The following is a 17,021-nucleotide window of genomic DNA, read 5'->3' as shown; positions in this document are numbered from 1 at the left end:
ACGCCCGTCGGCCCGGATGCGTCCGGACCGACGGGGTCTTCTCAGTGACGGCTACTGGCCGCCCTTTTGCACGTATCCGCGGACGAACTCCTCGGCGTTCTCCTCGAGCACCGAGTCGATCTCGTCGAGAAGGTCGTCGACGTCCTCGCCCAGCTGCTCGACCCGCTCGGCTGTCTCAGGGTTGACCTCGGGCGCGGCGACGTCTTCTTCCTCGTCGCGCCGCGACTTACCGGATTGGGACTGCCCGCCCGTATCCCTCGTCGCCATGTCTCATCCTCCTCGGGGGACCACCAACAACCGCTGCATCGAACTTACCCGGAAGTGATCGCTTCGAGCAGATCCTTCGCGCTCGGGCATTTGTCGAACAGTGCACCAACGTGCTTCTTGGTCCCTCGTTCGGGCTCCATCATCGGCACCCGCACCAGCGACTCCCTGCCCACGTCGAAGATGACGGAGTCCCAGCTCGCGGCAACCACCTCAGCGGGGTATTTCGCCAGGCACCGGCCGCGGAAGTAGGCCCTGGTGTCGTCCGGCGGCTCGACGATCGCGCGCTGGATCTCGTCCTCGGTGAACAGCGTCTGCATCGACCCGCGGGCCACCAGCCGCTGGTAGAGGCCCTTCTCCGCGCGGACGTCGGAATACTGCAGGTCGACCAGCTGCAGCTTGTGCGACGACCAGCCCAGCGACTCGCGCTCGCGGTAGCCCTCCAGGAGGCGGAGCTTGGCGACCCAGTCGAGCTCGCCGGCGCACAGCATCGGGTCGCGGCCGAGCCGGTCCAGCACGTTCTCCCAGCGCTCGAGCACGTCGGCGGTCTGCTCGTCGACGTCGGACCCCTGCCGGGAGTCCACGTAGGCGCGGGCCCGCTCATAGAACGCCCACTGGATGTCCAGCGCGCTCAGCCGCCGGCCGTCGCGCATGCGGATCAGGTGCTTCAGCGACGGGTCGTGGCTGACCGCCTTGAGCTCGGTCACCGGGTCGGCGATGCCGAGGTCGCCCGACAGCACCTTGTCCTCGATCATGGCCAGGACGAGCGACGTCGTGCCGACCTTGAGGTAGGTGGAGATCTCCGACAGGTTGGCGTCGCCGATGATGACGTGCAGCCGCCGGTACTTGTCGGCGTCGGAGTGCGGCTCGTCGCGGGTGTTGATGATCGGCCGCTTCAGCGTGGTCTCCAGGCCGACCTCGACCTCGAAGAAGTCGGCCCGCTGGGAGATCTGGAAGCCGGGGCCGGACCCGTCCTGACCGATGCCGACCCGGCCCGCCCCGCACACGATCTGCCGGGTGACGAAGAACGGGGTGAGGTGCATGACGATGTCGGCGAACGGGGTCTGCCGCCGCATGAGGTAGTTCTCATGCGTGCCGTAGCTGGCGCCCTTGTTGTCGGTGTTGTTCTTGTACAGGTGGATCGGCAGCGTCCCCGGGATCGTGGCGGCGCGGCGGGACGCCTCGGCCATCACCCGCTCGCCGGCCTTGTCCCACAGCACGATGTCACGCGGGTTGGTGCACTCGGGCGTGGAGTATTCGGGGTGCGCGTGGTCCACGTAGAGCCGCGCACCATTGGTCAGTATCACGTTGGCCAGGCCGAGATCCTCGTCAGCGAGGGCCTCCGCCGGATCGTAGAGGGCACCCGAGTAGGTGAACCCGCGCGCGTCGCGCAGCGGGGACTCCTCCTCGTAGTCCCACCGGGCCCGCCCGCCCTTCGTGAGCTCGGGTCGTGCGCCATAAGCGTTGACCACCTGGGATGACGTCACCATCGGGTTTGCTCCCGGCTGGCCGGGCACCGACACGCCGTATTCGACCTCAGTGCCCATCACGCGCCGCACACTCATGCCCACAACCCTAGTCGCAAGGTACGACACTCTGCCTCCACCGCGGCGCGCCAGGTTTGCATGATGTCCGATTGTTGTGAAGCCGTCGCCGCCCGTAACATCCACGGATGCGAATCCGGGTCGCGTTCGAGGGTGCCGGCGAGGGTGAGGCGCCCCTGTCGTGGGGTCAGCGGGACATCTGGGCGTCGATGACCAGGTTCGGCGAGCAGCTGCCGCTCGGCGGGGTGACGCCCCTGCCGCCGGGCCGGACCGTCGGGGACGTCGCGGCCGAGCTGCGGTACCTCATGAGCCGCTACCAGGTGCTGCGCACGCGGCTGCGGTTCGGCGACGACGGGACGCCCCGGCAGCTCGTCGCGGCCGGCGGCACCGCCACCCTGGAGGTCCTCGACACGGACGGCGCCGCCGCCGATCCGCAGGCCGAGGCGGACCGGATGCTCCACCGGTTCCGCCGCGATCCGATCGACTTCACCAGCGACTGGCCGATCCGGATGGGCGTGGTGCGCCACGCCGGCCGCCTCACCCACCTGTGCGCCGTGATCTGGCACATCGCGATGGACCGCTCCGGTGCCGCGGTGATGCTGCGGGAGGTCGCCGCGAGGGTCCAGGAGCCGGTCGCCGGCATGCAGCCGCTCGAGCAGGCCGGCTGGCAGGCGTCGGAGGCCGGCGCCCGGCAGAGTCGCAGCGCGCTGCGGCACTGGGAGCGGGTCCTGCGCGCGATGCCGCCGCCGTGGCCCCGCTCCTCCCGGCGGCGGGAGCGGCCCCGGCACTGGAAGGGCCGCCTGGTCTCCCCCGCGATCCCCCTCGCCACGCGGGTCCTCGCGGAGCGGACCGGCGCCGACCCCTCCACCACGCTGCTCGCGGGGTTCGCGGTCGCCGTGCGCCGCTGCGCGGGCGTCGACCCGGTGCCGGTGCTGCTGGTGACCAGCAACCGCTTCCGGCCCGGGCTGGCGGACGTGGTCGCGCCGGTCGCCCAGCCGGGGCTGTGCCTCGTCGACGTCGCGGACGCCCCGTTCGAGCAGGTCGTGGCGGGTGCCCACCGGGCGGCGACGGCCGCCTACAAGCACGCGTACTACGACACGGCGTCGAAGGAGTCCCTGGTCGCGCGGGTCGCGGCGGAGCGCGGCCCGCAGTTCCGGGTCGACTTCCACCTCAACGACCGCCGCGGACCCGTCCCGCCGTCGCCGGGGCGGGGCTCGCTCCGGGAGGCGGTGGCTCGCCGGACCCTCGACTGGGCGCCGCTCAAGGACACCCCGTCGAGCCGGCTGTTCGTGCACGCCGACGACGACGGCCCGGCCACCGCGCTCACCTGCTACGCCGACACCCACCACCTCTCGTTGGCGGAGGCGTCCACGGTACTGACGACGCTCGAGATCGTCCTGACCGACGCCGCACTACACGCCACCGGCTGACCTGCGGTTGTCCGCGGCCGGGACGGTCGCGTCGCGGCCTCGGCCGGGTGGGGCGCAGGCGCCCCGGCCGGGGGGGCGCGACCGCAAGGTCGCGTCGCCGCAACTGCACGCGGGGGTGGCAGGGAGGGCCTTCAGGGCCCGTCGGTTCGCCTGGTCCGGCCCGATGAGCTTCGCCCTGTCGGCACACCAGGCGCTGACGGCCGCGGCGGTCGTGCCCGCGACGGACCGGAGCCATGACGTTCCGGCTCTTCCGCTCTTCCCGGCGCTCCGGCCGATGCGAAAGCGGGCGGCGCCTCTGCCGAGGTCGCCGCCCGCCCGTGTCGCGGTGTTACAGATATTGGCCGGTGTTGGTCGCGGTCTCTATGGACCGGCCGGCCTCCGCGCCCTTGCCGCCGGAGACGAGCGTGCGGATGTACACGATCCGCTCGCCCTTCTTGCCGGAGATGCGGGCCCAGTCGTCGGGGTTGGTGGTGTTGGGAAGGTCCTCGTTCTCGCGGAACTCGTCAACGCAGGAGTCGAGCAGGTGCTGGAGGCGCATGCCCTTCTGGCCGTTGCTGAGGAAGTCCTTGATCGCCATCTTCTTGGCCCGGTCGACGATGTTCTGGATCATCGCGCCGGAGTTGAAGTCCTTGAAGTACAGGACCTCCTTGTCGCCGTTGGCGTAGGTCACCTCGAGGAACCGGTTCTCCTCGGTCTCGGAGTACATCCGCAGGACCACCGCGTCGATCATCGCCGCGACGGTCGCCTCGGCCGAGTTGTCGTGCTCGGCGATGTCGTCCTTGTGCAGCGGGACGGTGGTGAGGATGTACTTGGAGAAGATGTCCTTGGCCGCCTCGGCGTCCGGTCGCTCGATCTTGATCTTCACATCGAGCCGGCCGGGGCGCAGGATCGCCGGGTCGATCATGTCTTCCCGGTTGGATGCGCCGATGACGATGACGTTTTCCAGGCCCTCGACGCCGTCGATCTCGCTCAGCAGCTGAGGCACGATCGTGTTCTCGACGTCGGAGGAGACGCCCGAGCCACGGGTGCGGAACACCGAGTCCATCTCGTCGAAGAACACGATGACCGGGGTGCCCTCGCTCGCCTTCTCACGGGCGCGCTGGAAGATCAGCCGGATGTGCCGCTCGGTCTCGCCGACATACTTGTTGAGCAGCTCGGGACCCTTGATGTTGAGGAAGTAGCTGGTCCTGCGCTCCTCGCCACGCCGCTCGGCGATCTTCTTCGCCAGCGAGTTGGCGACCGCCTTGGCGATCAGCGTCTTGCCACAGCCGGGAGGGCCATAGAGCAGGACGCCTTTCGGCGGGCGCAACAGGTGCTCGCGGAACAGCTCCGCGTGCAGGAACGGCAGCTCCACGGCGTCGCGGATCTGCTCGATCTGCGAGAAGAGGCCGCCGATGTCGGTGTAGTCGACGTCGGGCACCTCCTCCAGCACCAGCTCCTCGACCTCGCTCTTCGGGATCCGCTCGTACGCGTACGCCGAGCGGGGCTCGATCATGAGCGAGTCGCCGGCGCGCAACGGCGCTTCGGCGAGCGTGTCGGCCAGGTGGACGATCCGCTCCTCGTCGGCGTGCGAGATGACGAGAGCGCGGTCACCACCTTCCAGGATCTCCTTCAACATGACGACCTCGCCGGCCCGCTCGAACCCGAGCGCGTCGACGATGTTCAGGGCGTCGTTGAGCAGGACCTCCTGGCCTCGACGCAGCTCCTCGACCTCGATGGTCGGGGACACTGCCACGCGCAGCTTGCGCCCACCGGTGAAGACGTCAACGGAACCGTCTTCGTGGCGGGCGAGGAAGACGCCGTAACCGCTCGGCGGCTGTGCCAGGCGGTCAACCTCCTCCTTCAGCGTCACGATCTGGGCACGGGCCTCCTTGAGGGTGGCCACGAGCCGCTCGTTGTTTTCGGTCAGCCGGGCAATCTGCGCCTGCGCTGCGGCGAGCCGCTCCTCGAGCTGTCGCACGTGTCGCGGGGTCTCCGTCAGCTTGCGCCGCACCAGGGCGAGTTCCTCCTGGAGGAAAGCGACCTGCGTGGAGAGATCGTGGGCGTCCTTCTCCCATCGTGCGGCGCGCGTCTCCGCGTCGTCGCTGCGTGCCACGTCCCACCTCCCCGGGGGCTTTGAACGTTGTGCTCTAACACTAACTGTTGTTCGCCGGTCTGGGCCCCTTCGAACCCGTGCGCCACAGGGCTTTTACAAATCGTGCGGCCTGGAAGCACTTTCCACCAGCCCTGTAATCTTGCGGCGTGAGCGCTCTTGAGGTGTGGGTCGATCAGGACCTGTGCACTGGTGACGGCCTGTGCGTGCAGTACGCCCCCGAGGTCTTCGAGTTCGACGTCGATGGCCTGGCCTACGTGAAGGGGACCGACGGCGAGCTGCGACTGGCCCCCGGCAGCCGCGTTGACGTGCCCGAACACCTCCGGCTCGAGGTCATCGACGCGGCCAAGGAGTGCCCCGGCGACTGCATCCACGTGCACCGGGCGTCCGACGACGTGCCCGTCGCCGGACCCAACGCCGACTGATTCCTCACAGCATCGGTTTGCCCACGAGAGAAGAGACGAGCCGGGCAAACTCCTCCAAACGGGCGATCTGTCCCGCGCCGCCGTCGTCGAGGGTCTTGCCGAAGCGCAGCGCGTCGTGCCGGATCACGGAGCCCGCCTCTTCGGCGGCGACGTTCGCCTCGTCGAGTGAGGTCAGCAGCAGGTAGACGTCGACGCTGTCCACCCGCGCGTGCCCGTTGGGGTTGCGGCTGAGCCGGCGCCGGCAGCCGACCTCGGTCACCGCCGAGAGCGCCACCACCCGCAGCGACGACGTCATCGAGCCCGGTGGCGCCTCCTCGGGCGGGATGTCCTCGCCGTGCCACAGGATGAGCCGGGTGCCGTCGCAGACGACGACCTCCTGCCATACCCCGTTGACGTCGTTGACGAACCGCTCGAGCGTGAAACCGAGCACACTCTGCCCGCGCAGGACCCCGGCCATCGCGTCGAGCGCGATGTCCGGATCCCGCAGGTATGCCCTGGCCGCTGACTCGAGGTCCGGATAGGGCGACCAGTCCGGAAATACGGCAGGTAGGTCACTGAAGCTCGGACGGCTCATCCTTTGCCTCCTCCTCCCGTGCGACCGCGGCGGCTGCCAACCGCCGCGCCGCGTACGCTTCGGCGCCCTTGCTCGGCTTGCGGCGCCGCGGCGGCGCCGTCACCCCCGGCGCCAGCTTCCGGGCACTGACGAGGAACGCGGTGTGCGCGATCATCCTGTGATCGGGGCGCACCGCGAGCCCCTCGACGTGCCAGTCACGCACCAGGCTCTCCCAGGCCCGGGGCTCCGTGTAGCCACCGTCCTCGCGCAACGCCTCCACCAGCTCGGACAGCTGTGGCGTGGTCGCCACATAGCCGATGAACACCCCGCCCGGGATCAGCGCCCGCGACACGAGCGGCAAGATCTCCCACGGGGTCAGCATGTCTAGGATTATCCGATCAAAACCGACATCTTCGCAGCCTGCTACGTCACCTACCCGCAAGGTCCACCCCTGTACGGGGCCGCCGAGGAAGGCCTCGACGTTGCGCCGGGCGATGGCCGCGAAGTCCTCGCGCATCTCGTAGCTCGTCACCGTGCCCGTCGGGCCGACCGCCCTGAGCAGCGAGCACGTCAGCGCGCCCGACCCGGCGCCGGCCTCCAGGACCCGCGCGCCGGGGAAGATGTCACCCATCGCGCAGATCTGCGCGGCGTCCTTCGGGTAGATGACCTGGGCGCCGCGGGGCATGGACAGCACGTAGTCCGACAGCAGCGGCCGCAGCGCGAGGTACGCCGTGCCGCCGGCGGACGTCACGACGCTGCCGTCGGGCGCGCCGATCAGGTCGTCGTGCGGCAGGGCGCCCCGGTGGGTGTGGAACTCCTTGCCCGGCTCGAGCACGATCGTGTGCATCCGCCCCTTCGGGTCGGTCAACTGGACCCGGTCACCCGGCTGGAAGGGTCCCCTGCGGGTGGTTGGGAGGTCGAGGGACACAGTCACGTGCGATTCCTTCTGCTGGTGGGCCTGCTGGTGGATCTGCGCGTTTCGAGCAGCGAGAGCAGCTCGGCGCCGCGGAGGACGCCGTGCACATCCTCACCCGAGACCACCAGGTAGTCGCCGCCCGGGTCGTCACGGATGGCGTGGAGCAGGTCCGTGCCCCGCAGATCCCCTGCCAGGACGTGGTGCTCGTCGATCCGGCGGGTGACGTCACCGATCGGCACCCACGGCCGGCGCTCCGCCGGGACCGCCCGCGCGGACGCGCCGTGCACGAACCCGAGCATCGCCCCGGCCCCGTCCACGACGGCCAGGTGCTGGCCGCCGTTCTGCTGGGCGATCCGCTCCGCCTCCGCCAGCGGCGTGGCCGCGGCGACGGGGATCACCGGCCTGGCCAGCTCCCGCGCGTTGAACGGCGGCAGGCTGGACGCCACCCGCCCGTGCCGGATCGCCTGACCGGCGCCGACCCACATGGTGATGCTGACCAGCAGCGTGAAGAGCAGGCCGAAGACCCGGTCGAGGACGCCCTGGGAGTACAGCACGACCACGGTGGCGGCGGTGGCGACCGCGACGAGCCGCCCCGACCAGCCGGCGACCCGCCGGCCGAGATTCGGGTCCCCGCTGATCTTCCAGACCAGGGCCTGCAGCGCCCGCCCGCCGTCCAGGGGCAGCCCGGGCAGCGCGTTGAACACGGCCACCACGATGTTGCTCAACGCCAGCTGGAACGCGAACGTCTCGGCGAGGCTGTGCGCCGGCAGCACCAGCGCGACGGCGCCCGCCAGCAGCCCCAGCAGCAGCGACACGGCCGGCCCGGCGAGCGACACGAACAGCTCCACGCCCGGGCGCGGCGCCTCCCGCTCCATCTCCGTGTAGCCGCCGAGCATCTCCAGCGTGATGCCGCTCACACCGATCCCGCTGTGCCGGCTCGTCACCGCGTGGCCGAGCTCGTGCAGCAGCACCGACACCAGCAGGCACACCACGAACCCGAACCCCAGCACGAATCCCGTGGTCATCGGCAGCGCCCGCTGCGACGACAGGAACTGGCTATACGTCAGCGTGATCAGCGCGGCGAGCAGCAACCAGGACGGGGCGAGGTAGATCGGGACGCCGAACAGCCGACCCAGCGGGATCCCGGAGCCGCGCTCCGGCGGCCGGGTCCGGGCAGCCGACGACGTCGGCGCGGGTGCCGAGCGGTAGTCGTCCATCGCCCATGATGCTACGTGTAGTCCGCGCCGAGGGGTCGGTCCGAGAAAACTGTCGTACCCGTGGCCTAACCTTCCACGCATGACGGAGACCATCACCACCCTGCCTACGTTGTCGCCGTCGCGCGCCGCGGACTTCAAGACCTGTCCATTGCTGTACCGGTTCCGCAGCATCGACCGGCTGCCCGAGCGCCCCACGCCCGACCAGATGCGAGGCACGCTCGTGCACGCCGTGCTGGAGGCGCTGTTCGACGAGCCGACCGGCACCCGCACCCCCGAGCGGGCCGCCGCCCTCGTCGAGCCGCAGTGGCAGCGTCTCGTGGAGTCCGAGGAGGGCCTCGCCGACCTGTTCGCCGACACGGAGGCGTTCCTGGAGTCCAGCCGCGAGCTGCTCGGCGGCTACTTCGCCGTCGAGGACCCCAACCGGCTGGAGCCCGCGGAGCGGGAGGCGTTCGTCCAGGCGGAGGTCGACGGCAAGCTCGTCATCCGCGGCTACATCGACCGCCTCGACGTCTCCCCCGCCGGCGACCTCCGCGTCGTGGACTACAAGACCGGTGGCGCGCCCCGCGAGGCCTTCGAGGCACGCGCCATGTTCCAGCTGAAGTTCTACGCGCTGGTCCTGTGGCGGACCCGGGGTGTGGTGCCCCGTGTCTTACGCCTCATGTACCTGAAGGACCGCGAGGTCTGCGACTTCTCCCCGGACGCCGACGAGCTGGCCCGGTTCGAGCGGACGCTGCTGGCCCTGTGGCAGGCGATCGAGCGCGCGACCGCTGACCGCGACTTCAGGGCCCAGCCGAGCCGGCTGTGCGGCTGGTGCGCCCACCAGGCGCTGTGCCCGGCGTATGGCGGGACGCCGCCGCCGTTCCCCGAGCCGGCGGCGGCCGCCGCCCTGCCGTTGTCGACGGAGGAGGAGCCCGCGGCTGGCCGGGACGAGTGACCCTCGCCGCTGTTCCCGGTCCGGTCCGGCCCGGCCAGGCGCGGGGCGGGGCGGGAACGGTGCGGTGTGTCGCTCGGCTCGTCCGGGACCGGCACGGTGCGGATGGCACGCGACCGGATCGGGACCGACGCGGTGCCGGCGGCGGTGTCCAATCGCCGCGCGACGCACCGGTGGGCCGCTCCGCCCAGGCCCGGCGCGGCCAGAGCCGTCCGGTGACGGATGGCGTCCAGCGCGGTGACGCGGTGAGTCCGGCGCGGCCTCAGGTCCTTCGTAGGCCCGGAGGCGGCCCGGCCAGGGTGCGGCATGACTGGGCCCAGACAGGCCTGGTGCGGATGCAGCGCGGGCACGACGCGGGCCGGGCACGACGCGGGCTGGCCTGGGTAAGCGCGGATGCGGCACGGTACGGCGCCTTCGAACCGAAGCGTCCCACCGCTGTCGTGGACCGGTCGCGTCCGGTGCGTACGGTGCGGGCACGGTGCGGACCAGGTTGCGAGGCGGGCCGGCCCAGGTACGCTCCCGGCGCGGATGCGGCACAGCACGGCGCCTTCGAACCGAAGCGCCCACCGCTGTCGTGGACCGGTCGCGTCCGGTGCGTACGGCACGGGCACGGTGCGGACCAGGTTGCGAGGCGGGCCGGCCCAGGTAGCCCCCGGCGCGGAGGCGGCTCGGTACGGCATCATCCGGGCCCGGTCGAGCCGGCCTTGTCGCAGGTGCTCGCCAGGGATCACGCGGCGAGTTCGCACCATCGTGTCCGCCGCCGTCGTGGATCGGTCGCGGCCGGTGCATGTGTTATCCGAGCCGCGGCTCGGTCGCGGGCCAGATGATGGCGGACCCGCCGGCCGGCGGTTCGGCAAGGGTCGAGGACACGGTCGGGCGTGTCGCGCACAGGACCTGTGGCGTTCCGCGGATTCTCGCGAACCGGACCGCCCAGGCCGCGGAGCGGCGGCCCGGTTCGGCGAATGTGGCCGACGTCGCACGCGCCGAGCCAGCGAGATGCCCGAGTCGCCGGGTCCCGCACGCCTTGCCGGTGCGGTAGAGCGAGATAGGCCGACATCGGGCCCGGCCGTTCGCCGACTCGTTGGATCTGCCTCGAGTCGCCGGGTCCGGGCCGCGGCGCGCTTGATCGAAGGACGGTCCGGGTCGCCGGCACGACCAGGTCCGTCCTTTGATCACCACGGCGGCGAACATCGCGACATCGCGAGCGCTGGAGGCGGTCTTCGCACCGGTCCGGCGGCGCGGGGTGAGCGGCGTCTCATCCTCAAGCAGGAGGCGAGAGTCGGACGCGGTGACGAATTCAAGGAGGGTTGGAGCCGATAGCGTACGAAGGGTGCTGAAGCGCGTGCTGAGCCGCAGAGCGGACCCGTTGGTGCAGGACATCGCCCTCGCGGTCGTGCTCGCCGTGGTCAGCGGGACCTCGACGGCGGTCGCGCAGCAGGCGTTCAGGCCCGGCGACCTGGTCCTGCAGCTGGCGTTCGACACGATCGGGTTGCTGGCGGTGGCGGTGCGGCGGCGGTGGCTGTGGGGGGCGCTGTGGTTCACGGCGGCGCACACCGTGGTGCCGTTCGTCGGGGTGCTGCCGGTGACGTACGGCGGGTTCCCCGTGATCGTCCTCACGTACACCGCGGCGGCGTATCTGCCGTTGAAGCGGGCGATCGCGGCCGGGTTGCTGATCTGGGTGCCGGGGATGGTGCTGGCGACGGTGCTGGGGCGCACCGACGACGAGCCGCTGGTGCTGACGCCGCTGATCTTCCTGCTGTTCAACGCGATGAGCGCGCTGGTGTGCTTCACGGTCGGGCGGATGATGGCGACCCGCCGGGCGTATGTGGCGGCGCTGGAGGACCGGGCCAGGACGGCGGAGACGAGCCAGCGGGCGCTGACGGAGCAGGCGGTGGCCGACGAGCGGCGGCGGATCGCGCGGGAGCTGCACGACGTGGTGGCGCACCACGTGAGCGTGATGGGGGTGCTCGCCACCGGGTCGCGGCGGATGCTGCGGCGGGACCCGAGCGCCGCGGACGAGGCCCTCGCGACGATCGAGGAGACGGGCAGGACCGCGTTACGGGAGATGCGGCGGCTGCTGACGGTGCTGCGCACGGAGGCGGAGCCGGCCGGTGAGCTGGCGCCGCAGCCGGGGCTCGCCGGCGTGGAGGGGCTCGTGGAGCAGATCCGGGAGGCGGGCCTGCAGGCGGTGCTGAAGGTGGATGGCGTGCCGGGGCAGCTGGACCCGGGCATCGCGCTGACGATCTACCGGATCGTGCAGGAGGCGCTGACGAACGCGTTGAAGCACGCCGGCGCGGCGACGGTCGAGGTGAGGATGGTGTTCAGCCGCACCGACGTGGTCGTGGAGGTGTGCGACACCGGACGCGGGCCGCAGCTGGGCACGGCCGCGATCGGGCACGGACTGCTGGGCATGCGGGAGCGGGTCATGTTGTACGGGGGGACGCTGCGCACCGGGCCGCGGCCCGGCGGGGGTTACCGTGTGCACGCGAGGATCCCCATCGAACAGCATGCGGACAGCGTGGAACGACAGCCCGCATAGGAAAGGCGCAGAGCTTGAACGAGAGGCCTATCCGGCTGCTGCTCGTGGACGACCAGCCGCTGCTGCGCACCGGGTTCAGGATGGTGCTCGGCGGCGAGACGGACCTCGACATCGTCGCGGAGGCGGGTGACGGGGTCGAGGCGATCGAGCTGGCCCGGCGGCTGCTGCCCGACGTGGTGCTGATGGACATCCGGATGCCGCGCATGGACGGCGTGGCGGCGACACGCGCGATCGTCGAGGCGAAGCTGCCCGTACGCGTGCTGATCCTGACGACGTTCGACCTGGACGAGTACGTGGTGGGTGCGTTGCGGGCCGGCGCGAGCGGCTTCCTGGCGAAGGACGTGCCGGCCGACGACCTGGTCACCGCGATCCGGACGGTGGCGGCCGGTGAGGCGGTCGTCGCGCCACGGATCCTGAAGCGGCTGCTGGACAAGTTCGCCGACGCGCTGCCGGACCCGGACGCGGCGCCGCCGCGGGACCTGCGGGTGCTGACGGACCGGGAGCGGGAGGTCCTGGTGCAGCTGGCGCGGGGGCTGTCCAACTCGGAGATCGCCAGGGCGCTGTCGGTGAGCGAGACGACGGTGAAGACCCACGTCGGGCACGTGCTGACGAAGCTCGGCCTCCGCGACCGGGTGCAGGCGGTCGTCCTCGCGTACGAGACCGGCCTCGTCCGCCCAGGCTCATAGGCCTCCTTCCCAAGGAGTACCCCCGACCGGCACCCCGGGAGGACGGCACACCCACGATCACCCCGTAGCGTGAGGACATTCACGAAACCAGAGGGGGATCGAGCGTGACCACGACAGTCACGACCGGGCAGGCGGTCGCCGCCCGCGCGGTGGACGTGTGGAAGGTGTACGGCAGCGGCGAGGCCCAGGTCATCGCGCTGCACGGGGTGAGCGTCGAGTTGGAGCGCGGGCAGTTCACCGCGATCATGGGCCCGTCCGGGTCCGGCAAGTCGACGTTGATGCACACGCTCGCCGGGCTCGACTCGGTGACGCGCGGTGAGATCTTCGTCGGTGACACCCGGCTCACGGGCATGTCCGACGGGGACCTGACGAACCTGCGCAGGACCAAGGTCGGGTTCATCTTCCAGCAGTTCAACCTGCTGCCGACGCTGACGGCGGAGGAGAACATCCTGCTGCCGCTGTCGATCGCGGGCCGCAAGGCCGACCCGAAGTGGTATGAGACGGTGATCGAGACGGTGGGGCTGCGGGACCGGCTCAAGCACCGGCCGAGCCAGCTGTCCGGCGGCCAGCAGCAGCGGGTCGCGTGCGCGCGGGCGCTCGTGTCGCGGCCGGAGGTCATCTTCGCCGACGAGCCGACCGGCAACCTCGACTCGCGGTCGGGGGCGGAGGTGCTGTCGTTCCTGCGCAACTCGGTGCGCGAGTTCGGGCAGACGATCGTCATGGTGACCCACGACCCGAACGCGGCCTCCTACGCCGACCGGGTCATCTTCCTCGCCGACGGCCGGGTCGTCGACGAGCTGCGCTCCCCGAGCGCCGACGCGGTGCTGGACAAGCTCAAGGGCCTGGACGCCAAGGTCGAGAGCGTCACCGACGCGCCGCAGGCGGGCTGAGGCGTGCTGCGCGCGACGCTCAAGAGCCTGCTGGCGCGCAAGCTCCGGCTGATCCTGTCGACCCTCGCCGTGGTGCTGTCGGTCATGTTCGTGTCGGGGTCGCTGGTGCTCACCGACACACTGGGCCGCACGTTCGACAACGTGTTCTCCAACATCTACAGCTACACCGACGTGCAGGTGACGGCGAAGTCGGCGACGGCCGACGAGGCGTCCGGCAACAGCCAGGCGATCCTGCCGATCCCGGCCGCCGACGTGGCGCGGGTCCAGAAGGTCGACGGGGTGCGCTCGGCGACAGGGCAGGTGTTCGTCACCGGCGCCCGCGTCATCGGCAAGAACGGCAAGGTGGTCATCAGCCAGTCCGGGCAGTTCGGCGGCAGCTGGACCGGCGAGGACGAGCTGACGAAGCTGATCGCCGGCCGCGCGCCGGCGGCCGCGGACGAGATCGTCATCAACAACGGGCTGGCGAAGACGGCGAAGTTCGCCGTCGGCGACTCCGTCGACGTCATCGCCCGCGCCGAGGCCCGCAAGACCTACAAGATCGCCGGGATCATGCAGTACGCGGGCGGCCGCGACTCGATGGCCGGCGAGACGACGGTGCTGTTCACCGAGGCGACAGCGCAGCAGGTGATGCTCGGCGAGCCGGGCGTGTTCAACGTCATCGACGTCAAGGGCAAGGATGGCGTCACCGACAACCAGCTGCGCGACAACCTCAAGGCGGCGCTCGGCCCCACGTTCACGGTGCAGACCGGCGAGGAGCTGTCGAAGGCGTCCAGTGAGGCGATCCGGGGGCTGCTGAAGTACTTCAACTACTTCTTCCTCGGGTTCGGCACGATCGCGCTGCTCGTCGGCGTGTTCCTGATCCTCAACACGTTCTCGATCATCGTGTCGCAGCGCACCCGGGAGCTGGCGCTGCTGCGGGCGATGGGCGCGAGCCGCTGGCAGATCATCCGGTCGGTGCTACTGGAGGCGCTGCTCATCGGCGTCGTCGGGTCGCTGTTCGGATTCCTGGTCGGCATGGGGCTCGGCGCGCTCGGGGCGACCGCGTTCACCGCCCTGGCCGGCATGGACTCCGCCGGCCTGGGGCTGCCGGTGGCCGCGATCGTGACGTCGTTCACGATCGGCATCCTGGTCACGATGATCTCGGCGGTGCTGCCGGCGATCAAGGCGGCCCGGGTCGCGCCGATCGCGGCGATGCGGGACGCCGCGACCACGGACAAGCCGCTGACCGGCATCACCATCGCCGGTGGCCTCGTCACCGCGGTCGGCGTCGGCTCGCTGTCGTGGGGCCTGGCCGGCGCCGGCGACGCGACGCTGCTGCTGGTGTTCGGCGGGGTGCTGCTGACACTGATCGGCGTGGCGCTGCTCGCGCCGATCATCAGCCGGCCGCTGGTCGCCGGGCTCGGCGCGGTGTTCTCCTTCTCGGTGCCGGGCAGGCTGGGGCGGCGCAACTCGTCGCGCAACCCGCGACGCACCGCGATCACGGCCGGCGCGGTCATGATCGGCATCGCGATCATCACGATGATCTCGACGATCTTCTCGTCGCTGTCGACGGCGATCGGCGAGTCGGTGGAGAAGGACCTGCAGGCCGACCTGGTCGTCTACGGGCAGCAGACGTCAGACGTGCCGCCGGTCATCCAGCCCGACGAGCTCAAGCAGATCAAGGCGCTGCCGCAGGCGCAGACGGTCGCCTCGGTGACCTACGACGGGGTGCAGCTCAACGGCAAGCAGGACTTCGTGTTCGCCTACGACGACTCGGCGGCCGCGATCACCGTGCTGAAGCTGCACCCGGTCGCGGGCCGGATCGACCACCTCGCCAGCGGCGAGTTCACGACCGACGAGAAGACCGCGAAGGACCGCAAGTACACGGTCGGCACCACCGTCACGGTGACGTTCTCGAAGGGGCAGACGAAGACGCTGACGCTGGTCGGGATCAGCAACTCGACCACGAACGGCAACGGCGTCGTCATCTCCGACGCCGACGCGCAGGCCGGGTTCGCGTTCCCGCAGCCGATCCAGGCGATGGTGAAGGTGAAGGACGGGGTCGCGGTCACCGACGCGAAGGCCGCGATCGAAGGGGTGCTGAAGAACAACCCCGAGGTCAGCGTCCAGACGAAGGACGAGCTCGTCGGCTCCAGCCGGCAGCAGTTCGACGTGGCGCTGATCATCGTGCAGGTGCTGCTGTTCATCGCGCTGGGCATCTCGGTGCTCGGGGTCATCAACACGCTGCTGCTGTCGGTGATCGAGCGGACCAGGGAGCTGGGGATGCTGCGGGCGATCGGCCTGCGGCGCAGCCAGACGTGGTCGATGGTGACGATCGAGTCCGTGGTGATCACACTGTTCGGCACGGTGCTCGGGCTCGTCGTCGGGGCCGGGCTCGGCGCGGCGACGGTCACCGCCCTCAAGTCGGTGATCGGCTTCGGCGCGGTCACGCTGCCCTGGGGGTACATGATCGCCTACATCATCGGGGCACTCGTCATCGGCGCGGTCGCCGGCCTGATCCCCGCGATCCGGGCGGTGCGCCTCAACGTGCTCAACGCCATCGCTTACGAATAGGCACCAGCGCTGACAAAAGGCCGGTCGGGGGTCTCCCCCGACCGGCTTTCCGCTTTTCCGGAGCCCTTTCTGTGAAGGCTGAGAATGGCGGGCTAGGGGATGACCCTGATTTCCACTCCGGGCCAAACCCCCGTCCAAAACCGGTGGTCGGGTCGCCCTGCGGGCGGACGAGACGAGCCGGAACCGCCCCGAGGATGAAGGCACACCATTCACCAGGGGGAATCATGACTGCATCGGTTGCGACACGCACCGAGGTGGCCGCGAAGGCGGTCGACGTCTGGAAGGTCTACGGCACGGGCGAGGCGCAGGTCAACGCGCTCGGCGGCGTTTCCGTGGAGCTCGAGAAGGGCCGGTTCACCGCGATCATGGGCCCGTCGGGCTCGGGCAAGTCGACGCTCATGCACTGCCTGGCCGGGCTGGACGCCGTGTCGCGCGGTGAGGTCTACATCGGCGACTCGAAGATCACCGGCCTGTCGGACCGGGGCCTGACGAACCTGCGCCGCACCAAGGTCGGGTTCATCTTCCAGCAGTTCAACCTGCTGCCGACGCTGACCGCCGAGGAGAACATCCTGCTGCCGCTGTCGATCGCGGGCAGGAAGCCCGACGCCGCCTGGTACAACACCGTGATCGAGACCGTCGGGCTGCGGGACCGGCTCAAGCACCGGCCGAGCCAGCTGTCCGGCGGCCAGCAGCAGCGGGTCGCGTGCGCCCGGGCGCTCGTGTCACGGCCGGAGGTCATCTTCGCCGACGAGCCGACCGGCAACCTCGACTCCCGGTCGGGTGCGGAGGTCCTCGCGTTCCTGCGCAACTCGGTCCGCGACTTCGGCCAGACCATCGTCATGGTCACCCACGACCCGAACGCCGCCTCCTACGCCGACCGGGTCGTGTTCCTCGCCGACGGGCACATCGTCGACGAGCTGTACGCGCCGACCGCCGACGCCGTCCTCGACCGTCTCAAGCGTCTCGACAAGGCGGCCTGAC

14 protein-coding genes are annotated in these 17,021 nt (G+C 70.5%); 8 read left to right on the top strand and 6 right to left on the bottom strand.

Going from position 1 to position 17,021, the window contains the following annotated elements; all coding sequences use genetic code 11:
- Window positions 1-51: 51 nt before the first annotated feature.
- Together ACFY3L_RS52025 and dop are read right to left on the bottom strand one after the other, a co-directional pair.
- Window positions 52-267 (bottom strand): ubiquitin-like protein Pup, encoded by a 216-nt coding sequence (locus ACFY3L_RS52025; protein ID WP_033362892.1) that lies wholly within the window; start codon window positions 265-267, stop codon window positions 52-54.
- A 44-nt stretch (window positions 268-311) separates the two neighbouring features.
- Window positions 312-1,829 (bottom strand): depupylase/deamidase Dop, encoded by a 1,518-nt coding sequence (gene dop / locus ACFY3L_RS52020; RefSeq protein WP_389342533.1) that lies wholly within the window; start codon window positions 1,827-1,829, stop codon window positions 312-314.
- A 107-nt stretch (window positions 1,830-1,936) separates the two neighbouring features.
- Here dop and ACFY3L_RS52015 point away from each other — a divergent pair, with 107 nt between their 5' ends.
- The gene (locus tag ACFY3L_RS52015) at window positions 1,937-3,238 is read left to right on the top strand and encodes a condensation domain-containing protein (RefSeq protein WP_389342530.1); all 1,302 of its coding nucleotides are present in this window, start codon (window positions 1,937-1,939) and stop codon (window positions 3,236-3,238) included.
- A gap of 328 nt (window positions 3,239-3,566) precedes the next feature.
- On the opposite strand, the gene arc is transcribed toward ACFY3L_RS52015, so the two are convergent.
- Window positions 3,567-5,333, bottom strand: coding sequence for a proteasome ATPase (gene arc, locus ACFY3L_RS52010; RefSeq protein ID WP_389342527.1), 1,767 nt, complete (start codon window positions 5,331-5,333; stop codon window positions 3,567-3,569).
- Window positions 5,334-5,479: 146 nt separating this feature from the next.
- On the opposite strand from arc, the gene ACFY3L_RS52005 reads away from it, so the two are divergent.
- Window positions 5,480-5,755, top strand: coding sequence for a ferredoxin (locus tag ACFY3L_RS52005; RefSeq protein WP_389342524.1), 276 nt, complete (start codon window positions 5,480-5,482; stop codon window positions 5,753-5,755).
- A gap of 4 nt (window positions 5,756-5,759) precedes the next feature.
- Here the strand turns inward: ACFY3L_RS52005 and ACFY3L_RS52000 are convergent, their stop codons facing one another.
- From ACFY3L_RS52000 to ACFY3L_RS51990, 3 genes are read right to left on the bottom strand one after another with little or no spacing between them, the layout of a single operon-like run.
- Window positions 5,760-6,329, bottom strand: coding sequence for a hypothetical protein (locus ACFY3L_RS52000; RefSeq protein ID WP_033362888.1), 570 nt, complete (start codon window positions 6,327-6,329; stop codon window positions 5,760-5,762).
- Window positions 6,307-7,242 (bottom strand): tRNA (adenine-N1)-methyltransferase, encoded by a 936-nt coding sequence (locus ACFY3L_RS51995; protein WP_389342521.1) that lies wholly within the window; start codon window positions 7,240-7,242, stop codon window positions 6,307-6,309. The genes ACFY3L_RS52000 and ACFY3L_RS51995 overlap by 23 nt, the downstream gene beginning before the upstream one ends.
- Window positions 7,239-8,441 (bottom strand): site-2 protease family protein, encoded by a 1,203-nt coding sequence (locus tag ACFY3L_RS51990; protein ID WP_389342518.1) that lies wholly within the window; start codon window positions 8,439-8,441, stop codon window positions 7,239-7,241. The genes ACFY3L_RS51995 and ACFY3L_RS51990 overlap by 4 nt, the downstream gene beginning before the upstream one ends.
- Before the next feature lie 79 nt (window positions 8,442-8,520).
- On the opposite strand from ACFY3L_RS51990, the gene ACFY3L_RS51985 reads away from it, so the two are divergent.
- The 6 genes from ACFY3L_RS51985 to ACFY3L_RS51960 all read left to right on the top strand — a co-directional run bounded on the left by ACFY3L_RS51985 (window position 8,521) and on the right by ACFY3L_RS51960 (window position 17,020).
- Window positions 8,521-9,375 (top strand): RecB family exonuclease, encoded by an 855-nt coding sequence (locus ACFY3L_RS51985; RefSeq protein ID WP_389342515.1) that lies wholly within the window; start codon window positions 8,521-8,523, stop codon window positions 9,373-9,375.
- Window positions 9,376-10,702: 1,327 nt separating this feature from the next.
- The gene (locus tag ACFY3L_RS51980; protein WP_389342512.1) at window positions 10,703-11,911 is read left to right on the top strand and encodes a sensor histidine kinase; all 1,209 of its coding nucleotides are present in this window, start codon (window positions 10,703-10,705) and stop codon (window positions 11,909-11,911) included.
- Between the two features lie 80 nt (window positions 11,912-11,991).
- Window positions 11,992-12,597, top strand: coding sequence for a response regulator (locus ACFY3L_RS51975; protein ID WP_389342604.1), 606 nt, complete (start codon window positions 11,992-11,994; stop codon window positions 12,595-12,597).
- Between the two features lie 104 nt (window positions 12,598-12,701).
- Window positions 12,702-13,487, top strand: a complete 786-nt coding sequence (locus tag ACFY3L_RS51970) for an ABC transporter ATP-binding protein (protein ID WP_389342509.1) — start codon at window positions 12,702-12,704, stop codon at window positions 13,485-13,487.
- 3 nt (window positions 13,488-13,490) lie between these two features.
- On the top strand, window positions 13,491-16,040 hold the full coding sequence (locus ACFY3L_RS51965) for an ABC transporter permease (protein WP_389342506.1): 2,550 nt from the start codon (window positions 13,491-13,493) through the stop codon (window positions 16,038-16,040).
- Between the two features lie 224 nt (window positions 16,041-16,264).
- On the top strand, window positions 16,265-17,020 hold the full coding sequence (locus ACFY3L_RS51960; protein WP_389342503.1) for an ABC transporter ATP-binding protein: 756 nt from the start codon (window positions 16,265-16,267) through the stop codon (window positions 17,018-17,020).
- Window position 17,021 lies beyond the last annotated feature (1 nt).

The sequence above is a fragment of the Dactylosporangium sp. NPDC000521 genome, assembly GCF_042898305.1.
In the GTDB taxonomy this organism is placed as follows: domain Bacteria; phylum Actinomycetota; class Actinomycetes; order Mycobacteriales; family Micromonosporaceae; genus Dactylosporangium.
This window is presented reverse-complemented; position numbering and strand designations above follow the sequence as displayed.

What these genes read in the sequence shown, in the direction of transcription:
- ACFY3L_RS52025 (WP_033362892.1), bottom strand. Translation starts at nt 267, where the DNA reads ATGGCGACGAGGGATACGGGCGGGCAGTCCCAATCCGGTAAGTCGCGG.
- dop (WP_389342533.1), bottom strand. Translation starts at nt 1,829, where the DNA reads ATGAGTGTGCGGCGCGTGATGGGCACTGAGGTCGAATACGGCGTGTCG.
- ACFY3L_RS52015 (WP_389342530.1), top strand. Translation starts at nt 1,937, where the DNA reads ATGCGAATCCGGGTCGCGTTCGAGGGTGCCGGCGAGGGTGAGGCGCCC.
- ACFY3L_RS52000 (WP_033362888.1), bottom strand. Translation starts at nt 6,329, where the DNA reads ATGAGCCGTCCGAGCTTCAGTGACCTACCTGCCGTATTTCCGGACTGG.
- ACFY3L_RS51990 (WP_389342518.1), bottom strand. Translation starts at nt 8,441, where the DNA reads ATGGACGACTACCGCTCGGCACCCGCGCCGACGTCGTCGGCTGCCCGG.
- ACFY3L_RS51985 (WP_389342515.1), top strand. Translation starts at nt 8,521, where the DNA reads ATGACGGAGACCATCACCACCCTGCCTACGTTGTCGCCGTCGCGCGCC.
- ACFY3L_RS51975 (WP_389342604.1), top strand. Translation starts at nt 11,992, where the DNA reads ATGGTGCTCGGCGGCGAGACGGACCTCGACATCGTCGCGGAGGCGGGT.
- ACFY3L_RS51960 (WP_389342503.1), top strand. Translation starts at nt 16,265, where the DNA reads ATGACTGCATCGGTTGCGACACGCACCGAGGTGGCCGCGAAGGCGGTC.